The 12,713-nt window shown below is 38.3% G+C and carries 11 protein-coding genes and 1 pseudogene; all 12 read right to left on the bottom strand.

Translation table 11 applies throughout. From position 1 onward, the window contains the following. Positions 1–36: 36 nt before the first annotated feature. Positions 37–507: a transcription elongation factor GreB gene (gene greB / locus RHO12_06290; GenBank protein WVD65003.1), complete on the bottom strand. Its 471-nt coding sequence runs from the start codon at positions 505–507 to the stop codon at positions 37–39. A gap of 112 nt (positions 508–619) precedes the next feature. Beyond that, positions 620–1,213 carry a 5'-deoxynucleotidase gene (gene yfbR / locus RHO12_06295; GenBank protein ID WVD65004.1) on the bottom strand — a complete coding sequence of 198 codons (594 nt, stop codon included), beginning with the start codon at positions 1,211–1,213 and terminating at the stop codon, positions 620–622. A gap of 91 nt (positions 1,214–1,304) precedes the next feature. Further along, positions 1,305–2,219, bottom strand: a complete 915-nt coding sequence (lpxC, locus tag RHO12_06300) for a UDP-3-O-acyl-N-acetylglucosamine deacetylase (protein ID WVD65005.1) — start codon at positions 2,217–2,219, stop codon at positions 1,305–1,307. Positions 2,220–2,296: 77 nt separating this feature from the next. Next, a complete protein-coding gene (gene ftsZ, locus RHO12_06305; protein WVD65006.1) occupies positions 2,297–3,430 on the bottom strand; it encodes a cell division protein FtsZ in 1,134 nt (377 codons plus the stop codon). Between the two features lie 116 nt (positions 3,431–3,546). After that, complete coding sequence (gene ftsA / locus RHO12_06310) at positions 3,547–4,800, bottom strand: cell division protein FtsA (GenBank protein ID WVD65007.1); 1,254 nt, start codon at positions 4,798–4,800, stop codon at positions 3,547–3,549. A 15-nt stretch (positions 4,801–4,815) separates the two neighbouring features. Then, on the bottom strand, positions 4,816–5,646 hold the full coding sequence (locus RHO12_06315) for an FtsQ-type POTRA domain-containing protein (GenBank protein ID WVD65008.1): 831 nt from the start codon (positions 5,644–5,646) through the stop codon (positions 4,816–4,818). A 33-nt stretch (positions 5,647–5,679) separates the two neighbouring features. Continuing rightward, positions 5,680–6,588, bottom strand: coding sequence for a D-alanine--D-alanine ligase (locus RHO12_06320; GenBank protein ID WVD65009.1), 909 nt, complete (start codon positions 6,586–6,588; stop codon positions 5,680–5,682). Continuing rightward, the gene (gene murC, locus RHO12_06325) at positions 6,588–8,051 is read right to left on the bottom strand and encodes a UDP-N-acetylmuramate--L-alanine ligase (protein ID WVD65010.1); all 1,464 of its coding nucleotides are present in this window, start codon (positions 8,049–8,051) and stop codon (positions 6,588–6,590) included. Before murC ends, RHO12_06320 begins: the two co-directional genes overlap by 1 nt. A 20-nt stretch (positions 8,052–8,071) precedes the next feature. Then, a complete protein-coding gene (gene murG, locus RHO12_06330) occupies positions 8,072–9,133 on the bottom strand; it encodes an undecaprenyldiphospho-muramoylpentapeptide beta-N-acetylglucosaminyltransferase (protein ID WVD65011.1) in 1,062 nt (353 codons plus the stop codon). After that, positions 9,130–10,245, bottom strand: a pseudogene (gene ftsW, locus RHO12_06335) (cell division protein FtsW). Before ftsW ends, murG begins: the two are co-directional and overlap by 4 nt. 38 nt (positions 10,246–10,283) lie before the next feature. Next, positions 10,284–11,612 (bottom strand): UDP-N-acetylmuramoyl-L-alanine--D-glutamate ligase, encoded by a 1,329-nt coding sequence (murD, locus tag RHO12_06340; protein WVD65012.1) that lies wholly within the window; start codon positions 11,610–11,612, stop codon positions 10,284–10,286. A 15-nt stretch (positions 11,613–11,627) separates the two neighbouring features. Then, the gene (mraY, locus tag RHO12_06345; GenBank protein WVD65013.1) at positions 11,628–12,710 is read right to left on the bottom strand and encodes a phospho-N-acetylmuramoyl-pentapeptide-transferase; all 1,083 of its coding nucleotides are present in this window, start codon (positions 12,708–12,710) and stop codon (positions 11,628–11,630) included. Positions 12,711–12,713 lie beyond the last annotated feature (3 nt).

Consider the following 12,713-nt stretch of genomic DNA (forward strand, 5'->3'; position numbering starts at 1 on the left):
TAATGCTTACTTTGCGATAAACATAAATATTACTGATTATAGATAATTTATATTATTGATATACCATATTTTTTTTCCATTAGGTGTGTTGACTTCAATGCTATCATCTACCGATTTGCCTAGGCAGGCTTTAGCTACAGGGGATTGCAGTGAAATGTACTGTTTATTATGATAGATTTCTTCATCACCCACAATTTTTACTTTTAACGTTTCATCATGGTCATTCTTTAATTCTATCCAAGCACCAAAAAAAACTTTGCCTTCTTGTTTGGGGCTGTATTCGACTTTATAGGCAACGTCGAAAAGCTTAGTGAGAAATCTAATTCGGCGGTCAATTTCACGCAGTTTTTTTTTATTATAATGGTAATCTGCATTTTCCGATCTATCACCAAGACTCGCTGCCCACGAAACAATTTCGGTAATTTTTGGCCGTTCAATCTTTAAAAGATACCTTAGCTCATCTTGTAGTCGCTGATATCCTTCTGCGGTTAAAAGCTTACGATTCACAACTTATACTCCTGAGCTTAACGCCAAGTATTACCTGTTGATTCGGTAAAAATTGAACTATTTTTTTCATTTGAATTTCATATTTATTTTATTAGCTTAATCTATGCGAGATTTATTCGTCTAAAGTGATTTCGTCAAGCGATAGATTAAAGCTTGGCACAAATACATCGATAAAATAATCCATTTCAGGACTGTCTCGTTCTGACAACGTTTTGTTTAACCGCTGCTCTGCAAGCTTAAACTCATTATTACCTGCGCTAAGTTCTTCTATCGTTTTAAGGTAAGCACACAAAACATCGGCTTGCTTTACAATAGATTTTTCTTGCTCACTATAAAAATCATCATCGATTAATGGTCTAAAATCCTCTCTAAGATCGACAGGCAACATATCAATCAACTTATTTTGAGCAATTTTCTCAATTTTCTTATATTCGATAGCAATCTGTGGATTATAATATTTGGTCGGTGTTGGCATATCGCCAGTTAACACTTCAGATGCGTCATGGTACATTGCCATTAAAGCAATACGCTCTGGATTAACTTGGCCATTAAATTTACGGTTTTTGATAATAGCAAGGGCATGAGCCACAAAAGCGACCTGTAAGCTATGCTCTGATACATTTTCAGTTCTAACGTTGCGCATTAGAGGCCAACGATTAATCAATTTTAATCGAGAGAGATGTGCAAAAAAATGGCTTGGTTTCATAATAAATATAATGTTCAGTAATTATGTTTTAAGAAAAATAAAAAACGCCTTCATTGTCCAATGAAAGCGTTTCTTGATAGATTAACTCAATTTAAGCGAGAACGAATGATTGTTCAGTCAGTTCAAATGGAACGGCTTCGGATTCATCAAATGTCACAAATTCCCATGCTTCTTCTTTAGCCAATAAAGCTTGTAGCAGTTGATTATTTAATGCATGACCAGACTTGTAGCAAACAACTTCTGCTAACATGTTATAGCCACACATATAAAGATCACCAACAGTATCAAGCATTTTATGCCTTACAAATTCATCCTCAAAACGTAAACCATCTTCATTTAATACACGATAATCATCAACAACGATTGCACAATCAAGGCTCCCACCTAAGCAAAGTCCTTTTGATTGTAACATCTCAATATCACGCATAAAACCAAATGTTCTTGCACGGCTAATTTGCCGTATAAACGATTCCGATGAAAAATCCATTTGATAACGCTGCGATCCCGCATTAATTGCTGGATGATTAAAATCAATAGTAAAGTCTAATTTAAAACCATTATAAGGTCTAATTTCAGCCCACTTATCACCATTTTCAACTCGTACGATTTCTTTTACACGTAAGAATTTTTTAGCAGCGGACTGTTCTGCAATTCCAGCATCTAGTAATAAATAAATAAACGGACTTGCGCTGCCGTCCATAATTGGGATCTCTGGCGCATCAACTTCAATAATAAGATTATCAATACCTAGAGCAGCAAGTGCTGCGTTAATATGCTCAACAGTTGAAATTCTAACGTTATTTTCATTAACCAAGCAGGTACATAACATCGTATCGCGTACGGATTTAGCATCTACTGGAAAATCAACAGCTGGTTCTAAATCTGTTCTTCGATAAATAATTCCCGTATTATCAGCTGCAGGGCGCAATGTTAGCGTAACCTTCTTACCTGTATGTAAGCCGACGCCTGTTGCCTGAATCTGATTTTTTAATGTTCGTTGTTTCACTTTTACACCTATCATTATTTAATATAACGACTTTACCACATACTCATTTCGACACGAATAGAGTCAATAAGTTCAAATTAATCTGCCTGCTTACGTAAAAAAGCAGGGATATCTAAATAATCTTCTTTGCTCACTGTAGGAACCGACTGGTCATTTACAACTTGAGCTGGTTTAATTTCTTGCTGCACTGGCGCGCTTGGTTGTTGATAAGTTTGACGATGAGCAACAGGTTGAGCTATTTTGATCTCAGGTCGTTTATCCATGCCAATACCTGTTGCAACAACCGTTACTCTAATCTCATCACTCATTTCTGGATCAATAGTCGAACCAACCACTACCGTAGCATTATCTGACGCAAATGCCTGAACCGTTCGACCTACTGTATCAAACTCTTCTAAGCTTAAATCAAAACCAGCCGTTACATTGACTAACACACCTCGTGCACCTGACAAATCAATATCTTCTAACAACGGGCTTGAAATTGCCATTTCCGCCGCTTCTTCTGCTCTATTATCACCTGACGCTTTGCCTGACCCCATCATGGCATAGCCCATTTCTGACATTACTGTACGCACGTCGGCAAAGTCGACATTAATAATTCCTGGTTTTGTAATCAGTTCGGCAATACCTTGTACCGCACCCATGAGCACGCCATTAGCAGCAGAAAATGCATTAAGCAATGTCACACCACGGCCTAATACCTTAAGTAATTTATCATTTGGAATCGTAATTAGTGAGTCGACATGTTTTGCTAACTCTGAAATTCCTTGTTCAGCAAACGCCATTCGTTTTTTACCTTCAAACCCAAACGGTTTAGTTACAACAGCCACCGTCAAAATTCCAAGTTCTTTCGCAATTTCAGCGACAACAGGAGCTGCACCAGTACCGGTACCACCACCCATTCCAGCAGCAATAAAAACCATATCAGCGCCTTCAAGCGCTGTTCGAATGGTATCGCGATCCTCTTGAGCAGAGGTCTTACCGACTTCAGGATTAGCACCTGCGCCTAATCCTTTCGTAATATTTCCGCCAATTTGAATCGTTTGACCTACTTTGATCCGTCTCAAAGCCTGCGCATCTGTATTTGCGGCAAAAAATTCTACGCCTTCAATGTGTTCAGCAACCATGTGCTCAACAGCATTTCCGCCGCCACCGCCGACACCGATAACTTTAATAACTGGTTCATTTGATGCAACCATAGGTTCAAACATAATTACTCTCCAAATTTACATTCTTTGCGCCTACTTACACAACGCCTTGCGAATATTGTACAGATAAGCGTTAATAAAGTCACGCAGTTAATGCATTATTATTATATAAATAATAGCTAAAACTCTTTTCTAAACCAACCAGTTACGCGTTTAGCTAATCCCTTGATTGATGATTTATTTTTTATATTGCCATCATCGTTTAATATACTTTGTTTTCCATAATGCAAAAGTCCAACAGCAGTTGAGCAATAAGGCTTTTGCACATAATCCGTTAATCCAGAAATATTAAGTGGGTATCCAATCCTCACCTGATTTTGAAACACTTTTTCAGCACACTCTACTAGCCCTTTAATTTGAGCTGCACCACCAGTTAACACAATCCCAGCAGCAAGCTGGTGTTTAACGTTTTGTTGTTTTAAATTATCTTGCAGTAAAACGAGTTCTTTTTGTACTAATGATAATAATTCGGTATAACGTGGTTCTATCACATCAGCAAGAGTCTGGCGTTGTAAAGTCCTCGATGGTCTCCCTCCAACACTGGGCACATCAATCACTTCATCTTTGCGAACCATTGCACCTGCTGCACAGCCATATTTGATTTTTATACTTTCAGCATCCGTTGGAGGCGTACCAAAAGCGTAGGCAATATCACTAGTAACAACATTGCCCGCGTAAGGAATAACGACTGAATGGCGTAAGGCTCCCCCAGTATAAACAGAAATATCCATTGTTCCTCCGCCCATGTCAATCACGCAGGCACCTAGCTCCTTTTCGTCATCAGTAAGGACCGCATAGCTTGAAGCAAGGCCAGAAAAAATAAGTTGATCAACTTTTAACCCACACCGCTCAACCGCTTTCACAATATTCTTAGCCATATCATTATGGCAAGTAATTAGGTGGACTTTCGATTTCATCCTTACACCAGACAAACCTATCGGATTTTTAATCCCCTCTTGTAAATCAATAGAGTATTCTTGAGCAATAACGTGCAAAATTCGATGCTCATCTAAAATTCGTACTGATTTAGCCGTATGAACCACGTTTTCAACATCATCCACGGTCACTTCTTCTTCTGCTATCGGCACCATACCAATCTCATTTTGGCAACGGATATGTTTTCCTGATAATGCTAAATAAACTGAGGATATCTGACAATCTGCCATTAGTTCCGCTTGATCGACCGCTCGTTGCAATGACTTTACCACCGACTCGAGATCATTAACACCGCCTTTATCCACACCTTTCGATGGACAATGACCTACTCCGATAATATTAATAATACCGTCGGGAAGTATTTCACCAACAAGTGCAAGTACCTTGGATGTACCAACTTCAAGTCCAACGACTAACTTTTTCTCTGTTGCTTTCATACTTCGATATCCTAATTATTCCTCAATTTCTTGCTTTTTAACTGAAATCCCATTTTCATAGCGTAGATCAATTTCAGCCAATCTTTCATTTGTAAGCAAATCAGCCTGAATATCCCCAAAAAGACGAATAAAGCGTATATACCGCTCAATTATCTTTTCTCGCCCTAGTTTTAATAGGATAGTTTGATTTTCAATACAAAAGCCTTTTATACACTGCTTAACAACCAATTGCCATGCATTTTTTTCATCAGCAATCGCGTCACTGATTGACAACGCTAGGTGTTGGTCGTTTGATTTTTTAGAAATATCCTCTAATTGACGATATACTTCCAAAATTAACTTTTCTTTCCCTATTGGCCCAAATAATTTAGGCAATAAATCACTATTAACTCGATCTTTTGGCACACTAAAAATGATCGCATTTTCATCTAATAAAAAAATATCATTCCAAACATAACTTGGTTGATACTCTACAATGTTGACAATTAGGCGATCTGGCCATTTTTTGCGAACACTTACTTGTTTAACCCACGGTAACCGCATAATTTCTTGTTGAATATCATCAACATCTTGAGCTACATAAGTATTGGGCAGTCCCAATCCTAGTATTGCTTTACGTATATCATCTTCATTCGTAAAGCGGCTATCTCCCGTTAACACTAATTGAGATAACACCACCCGCTCTGGATTATCTACCCAATTTTTAACGGTAAGCACCACCCAAATACTTAATGAAAGAACAGAAATAAAAAACACAAAACCAACAAACTGCTCAATATTTTTAGGTAAGAAAAAAAACTTTTTTTTGGTCTCTTTTCTTTGGGCAGCTTGCCGTACATTTTTCATATTCAACAATCTTTTCGGCTATTATTTGTTTATCTATACTTTTGCTAAATTTAAAATTTTATAAACTAAATCTGCAAAAGACCATCCTCTCTGCTTTGCTGCCATTGGCACCAAACTATGATCTGTCATCCCTGGAGCAGTATTAACTTCTAGCAGGTAAGGGTTACCATCACTACCAAACATTATATCAACACGCCCCCAGCCCCTACAGCCAACAGCCTGATATGCTTTAAATGCGAGTTCTCGTAATGCCATTTCTTGTTTATCATCTAATCCGCTCGGGCAAAAATATTGAGTTTTATCCGATAAATACTTGGCATCATAATCATAAAAGGTTGTTGCTGGTTGAATTTTTATTGTCGGTAAAACCTCTTCCCCAACAATGGCAACGGTATATTCTGCACCAGATAGAAATGCTTCAACCATAATGGTATCGTCAAACTTAAATGCATGCTCAAGCGCGGCTTGTAACTCGCTTTGTTCATTAACTCGGCTCATGCCAACACTAGATCCTTCATGGCTTGGTTTTACAAATAGTGGTAAACCTAATTTTTCAATAATACTTTCAACAGAAATAGATTGCCCTTTTTCGAGGGTAACATGGTCAGCAACAGGCAAATTAGACGACTTCCAGATAAGCTTGGTTTTCAATTTATCCATCGTCAAAGCAGAAGATAAAACATCGCTACCCGTATAAGGAATATTTTGATAGTTTAAAATAGCTTGAGCAATACCATCTTCACCACCTCGTCCATGTAGAGCGATAAATGCCTTAGTAAATTGATCATTTTTTAACTGTGTTATCGAATATGTTTTTGTGTCAATAGCGTAAGCATCGACACCTTTTTCAAGTAATGCTTTTAATACCGCATTACCTGATTTTAACGAGACGTCACGTTCAGCTGATGTTCCACCAAATAAAACTGCAACTTTATCTGCCATTATTTATTACCTTCTAAAAACGATTCTTTTATAAATAACCCACTATCTGATAGCTGACGAGCAATCTTACCAACACTACCGGCACCTTGTGTTAATAGGAGATCCCCCCCTTTTAACACTTCCGTTAAAATCTGGGGTAATGATTCTGACTCAGCAACATAAATAGGATCGACTTTACCTCGATTACGGATCGTTCGACACAGGGCTCGGCTATCCGCCCCTGTAATAGGTTGCTCACCAGCAGAGTATACGTCTAGCATAATTAACTCATCCACTTGGGATAAAACATTAGCAAAGTCATCAAAGAGATCGCGTGTGCGCGTATAACGATGAGGTTGAAAAATCATAACTAAGCGTTTATCTGACCAACCATTCTTTACCGCTTTAATTGTCGCATTAACTTCACTTGGATGGTGACCATAATCATCAACCATCATAATTTCCCCGCCATTAGGATGAGGATAATTACCTAAAAAGTCGAAACGCCGGCCTGTTCCAGCAAATTTAGCTAATGCAGTCAAAATAGCGTCATCATCAATTCCATCTTCAGTAGCAGAAATCAGGGCTGCAGTTGCATTTAGCGCATTATGTTGACCAGGTGCATTGAGCTCAATATCTAATGCTGGTAGCCCTGGGCGGTTAACAGTAAAATAACTGCGATTTAATACCTGCTTATAATTTTTTATAACAACATCGGCATCACTATTAAAGCCATAAGTAATAATTTTACGACCCACAATCGGTAAAAGTTCACGATTAATCGGATCGTCATAACACATAATAGCTAATCCATAAAATGGTAGATTGCGTAAAAAAGTAATAAATGTCTGTTTTAAATTTTCAACATTACCCTGATAAGTATCCATATGATCAGGTTCAATATTGGTCACAATTGAAACCATCGGCTGTAAGTGTAAAAATGAAGCGTCACTTTCATCTGCTTCTGCAATAAAATAACGGCTAGTGCCCAGTCTCGCATGTGTTCCTGCTGCTTTAACTAATCCGCCATTAACAAAAGTAGGATCAAGTTTTGCTTCAGCATAAATCGCAGTGACCATTGCTGTAGTGGTAGTTTTTCCGTGAGTTCCTGCAATAGCAATCCCATAACGAAACCGCATTAACTCTGCCAGCATTTGAGCTCGCTGAATAACAGGAATTCGCGCTTCAATAGAAGCAATCACTTCAATATTATCATCGTCAATAGCCGATGAGATTACTACCACACTAGCTCCCATTATATTTTCTGCTCTATGGCCAATCGTAATCGTTGCCCCTAAAGCCGACAAGTGCTGAGTAACACTATTTTCAGCAATATCTGAGCCGCTGATTTGATAACCTTCATTCGCTAGAACTTCAGCAATTCCACCCATTCCAGCACCGCCAATACCAACAAAATGAATATGTTTTACACGCTTCATTTCAGGGATCATCGTTCTTAATGCTGTTAATTTCTTTGTATTCATATTCTATCTTATTAATATTCTTAATTTTGAGTGCTACATTGATTAATAACATCAGCAACTTCCAAAGCTGAATCTCTCACTGCAAGGCTATTTGCTTTTTTAGCCATATCAAGCAATGTACTACGATCTAGAGGCTGCAATATTTTCACCAGTTTAGCTACGGTGAAATCATCTTGCTCAATAATTTTTGCCGCGCCAATATCTTGTAAAGACTTAGCATTCCAGTATTGTTGACGGTCTTTATGCCTAAAGGGAATAAAAATCGCACCCAGTCCAACAACCTGTATTTCACTCACCGTTAATGCCCCGCTACGGCAAATCACTAAATCAGCCCAACTATAAGCAGCAGCGACATCATCGATAAACTCAGTAACACGATTATCGCTCATATCAATGCCATCATAAGCTGCGAATACCGAGTCTCTAGCACCTTTACCCGTTTGGTGCCAAATACAACATTGCGTTGAAACTTGTTTAAATGCTATCGGGACTATGTCATTTAGTACCTTAGCACCTTGGCTGCCACCCATAACCAATATACGCATCTTGCCATCTCGAACGCTAAATCGTTCTGTTGGTGATGGTAGAGATAAAATATCTTCTCGCACTGGATTTCCCACTACTTTGGCATTTTTAAATGCTGAAGGAAAAGCTTGTAATACTACAGTCGCTATCTTTGATAACCATTGGTTGGTAAGTCCTGCTATTCCATTTTGTTCATGCAATACGACAGGGACACCGCATAGCTTAGCGGCAATTCCGCCAGGACCGGAAACGTACCCGCCCATTCCAAGCACGACATCAGGCTGATACCCTTTTATTATTTTCCGTGCTTGTATAACAGCCTTAAAAATTCGTAATGGTGACAATAGCTTAGCTAATATACCTTTACCGCGAATTCCCGATATATTAATGAAATCGATTTCGATACCTTGCTGGGGGACTAACTGAGCTTCCATCCGATCTGCGGTGCCAAGCCAGCGAACCTGCCAGCCTTGTTTTATTAATTCATGAGCTACCGCTAATCCTGGAAATACATGACCACCTGTGCCACCTGCCATTACGAGTAATTTTTTGGTCATTTTTTAATCCTCACTCTTGCTTGAATTTGTTCCTGACGAAATTCAAAATCAATTCTGAGTAATAATGCAACAGCAGTACTCATAATAATAAGGCTCGACCCCCCGTAACTAACAAACGGTAATGTTAACCCTTTAGTCGGTAACATCCCTGACGTAACGCCAATATTTACAAATGTTTGAAAACCAAACCAAATACCGATTTGACAAGCCAAATACCCCGAAAAAAGTGAACCAATACTCAGCGAACGATAACCAATTGATAATGCTTTGAAAGTTAAGAAGAATAATAATGCTAAAATTGCGACCACACCGACATAACCAAGTTCTTCAGCAATAATAGAAAAGATAAAATCAGTATGGGCTTCGGGTAAATAACCTAATTTTCTAACAGAATTACCCAAACCCTGCCCCCAAAAGCCGCCATTGCCAATCGCCATCAAAGAGCTCGTTAATTGATAGCCTGAACCAGTTGGATCTTTCCAAGGGTCAAGAAAAGTCGTAAAGCGGACTAATCGATAAGGTTCGAACAAAATTAATAGTATTACTGAAAAAACACCTGTCCCTAATATCGCAAGAAATTGCCATAATCTCGCTCCGGCAATAAATAAAATACCTAAAGTAACCGAAAATAAAACAATTACCGTACCTAGATCGGGCTGTTTTAAAAGTAGTAATGATAATACTAGCATTACGGTCATCGGTTTAAAAAATCCCCAAAATTTATTTTGTACTTCATCCGATTTGCGAGTTAAGTAGCTTGCTAAATAACAAAATAGCGCCAACTTGGCTAATTCTGCGGGCTGAAAATTAAATATACCTAGCGGGATCCAGCGCGATGCACCTTTAATCGACGACCCCACAAATAAAACCACAATTAACATTGTAATGGTAAGCAACAATAAAACAGTACTCGCCTGTTTCCAGCGAATGATTGGAATATATAAAACAGCAAGCATAATACACAAAGCAAGCCCTAATTGTGCAAGCTCACGTTGTGTATAGAAAAAAGGACTGCTTTCACTTATTGTCATCGATGCTGAGGTAACCATCAATACACCGAAGACCATAAGCCCAATGACCGTCCATAATAATGAACGATCGTATAGCATACTTTGAGCATCGACATGATGATTGATATAAAACCAGCGCATTATCCAAGCTCCTTAGCTAAAGCTGTAAATACATTGCCGCGCTCAGCATAATTTTTAAACTGATCTAAACTTGCGCAAGCTGGTGATAACAACACTATATCATTACGTTTTACTCTCTGTGCAATAGCCAACATTGCCTGTTTCATTGTTACAAGTGTAGTTGTGACTTCTGGTTTTAATTGTGCAAGCTGCTCTCTATCACGACCAAAGCAATAAATTTGAATATCTTTCTGTTTTGACAAATAAGGAACTAAAGACGAAAAATCTGCTGACTTACCATCTCCACCTAACAAAAGATAAAGAGAGCCTTGACAAATAACACTTTTTAACGCTGCTACGGTGCTACCGATATTGGTAGCCTTAGAATCATTAATCCATTTGACGCCATTATGTTCAAAAACAAGTTCAAAGCGATGTGGTAATCCCTTAAAATTTTTAATAGTCTGTAGGCTTATTTTATTATCAATACCTAATGCATCGCTGATCGCTAAAGCCGCTAAAACATTTAGATAGTTATGAACACCAAATAGCTGCATTTTTGCACTATCTAAAACAATATTATCATTTACAACTAAGTGTTGGTAATCCTGATCTAAATGGTACATCCCATTTTGTAAACCAAATTCAATGCACCGAGTATTATGGCTCGTGAATTGAGGATAAGTTAATTTGTCATCATGGTTGATGATACAGTTTTGAGCATTGGTATAAATTCGTTGTTTAGCTGCGGTATATTGCCTAATACCATCCGGATAACGATCCATATGATCTTCTGAAATATTTAAGATCGTTGCTGCTGTCGCTTGTAAGCTATAGGTTGTTTCTAGTTGAAAACTAGACAACTCTAAAACAAAAATATCATAATCATCATCTAAAAGCGCTAATGCAGGCTTGCCAATATTGCCACCAACACCGACTCTTAGGCCTGAAGACTTCGCTATATCACCAACCAAAGTCGTCACCGTTGTTTTGCCATTTGCACCAGTTATGGCGGCTATTTTTTTATTATCAAGCAGATTAACCTCGCGGCAAAATAATTCTATATCCCCAACGATTTGGATACCGCGTTGCTGTGCTTTTACCAGTTCAGGAGTAGATAAAGCAATACCGGGACTAACCACAATGAGATCGGCCGCTAAAATCCATTCTACATTTACACTGCCGACATGGTATAAAACTCGCGCGTCGAGTCGTTCAAGTCCGCTTGGCTCAGTGCGAGTATCAATAACTTTGGGGATCACATTTTTAGCAAGGAAATAATCGACACATGACAAGCCTGTGATGCCAAGTCCCATGATAACGATATTTTTTCCTTGATAATTAAACATAGCTAATCCCTTTATTTATCTAAGCTTCAATGTTAATAGTCCAATTAAGACTAACATTAAAGAGATAATCCAAAATCTCACTATCACCCTTGGCTCGGGCCATCCTTTTAGCTCATAGTGATGATGAATAGGCGCCATGCGGAATATGCGTTTTCCGCGTAATTTAAATGATCCGACTTGCAAAATTACCGATATGGTTTCAATAACAAAAATACCGCCCATAATAAGCAGTAAAAACTCTTGTCTCAGTAAAATGGAAATAACACCAAGTACACCACCTAGCGCGAGCGAACCAACGTCGCCCATGAAAACCATTGCGGGATAAGTATTAAACCATAAGAAGCCGAGTCCAGCGCCAACAATTGTCATGCACACAATCATTAGTTCACCACTATATTGAATATAAGGAATATCTAATTCCTTCGCAAAAGCGACATTACCCGTCGCCCAAGCAACTAAGGCAAAACCTCCAGCAACAAATACCGTTGGCATGATAGCGAGTCCATCTAAACCATCCGTTAAATTAACAGCATTACCAGCACCGACAACCACAAAGTAAGTTAATAAAATAAAAAATAATCCCAACTGTGGAACAACATCTTTAAAAAAAGGAACAACTAAAGCCGTCACCGCGGTATCTTTACCATAAATATAAAGGGCAAAAGCAACAATTAATGCGATAACAGACTGCCAAAAATATTTCCATCTTGCGATCAAACCAGCTGTGTTTTTACGCACAACTTTTAAATAATCATCGATAAAGCCAATCACACCGTAGCCAATTAATACAAATAGTGCGCCCCATACATAAGGATTAGTTAAGTTTGCCCATAGTAATATTGAAATGGTAATAGATGACAAGATTAGTACACCTCCCATCGTAGGGGTGCCTTTCTTACTTAGGTGACTTTCTGGTCCATCATTACGAATGACTTGTCCTATTTGCAATTTTTGCAACCAATCAATGACTTTTTGTCCCATCGCTAATGAAATAATTAATGCCGTAAATAAAGCCAAAATCGCCCTTACGGTAAGCGACGTAAATACACTAAAAAATGTTTCATACTTAACTAATAAACTAAACGCCCAAAATAGCATAAT

The sequence above is a fragment of the Orbaceae bacterium lpD02 genome (assembly GCA_036251875.1).
Taxonomy (GTDB): domain Bacteria; phylum Pseudomonadota; class Gammaproteobacteria; order Enterobacterales; family Orbaceae; genus Orbus; species Orbus sturtevantii.

Excerpts from the sequence above, each read along its gene's own strand:
- ftsZ (WVD65006.1), bottom strand. The coding sequence starts at position 3,430 with ATGTTTGAACCTATGGTTGCATCAAATGAACCAGTTATTAAAGTTATC.
- murD (WVD65012.1), bottom strand. The coding sequence starts at position 11,612 with ATGTTTAATTATCAAGGAAAAAATATCGTTATCATGGGACTTGGCATC.
- RHO12_06315 (WVD65008.1), bottom strand. The coding sequence starts at position 5,646 with ATGAAAAATGTACGGCAAGCTGCCCAAAGAAAAGAGACCAAAAAAAAG.
- murG (WVD65011.1), bottom strand. The coding sequence starts at position 9,133 with ATGACCAAAAAATTACTCGTAATGGCAGGTGGCACAGGTGGTCATGTA.
- RHO12_06320 (WVD65009.1), bottom strand. The coding sequence starts at position 6,588 with ATGGCAGATAAAGTTGCAGTTTTATTTGGTGGAACATCAGCTGAACGT.
- mraY (WVD65013.1), bottom strand. The coding sequence starts at position 12,710 with ATGCTATTTTGGGCGTTTAGTTTATTAGTTAAGTATGAAACATTTTTT.
- ftsA (WVD65007.1), bottom strand. The coding sequence starts at position 4,800 with ATGAAAGCAACAGAGAAAAAGTTAGTCGTTGGACTTGAAGTTGGTACA.
- yfbR (WVD65004.1), bottom strand. The coding sequence starts at position 1,213 with ATGAAACCAAGCCATTTTTTTGCACATCTCTCTCGATTAAAATTGATT.
- murC (WVD65010.1), bottom strand. The coding sequence starts at position 8,051 with ATGAATACAAAGAAATTAACAGCATTAAGAACGATGATCCCTGAAATG.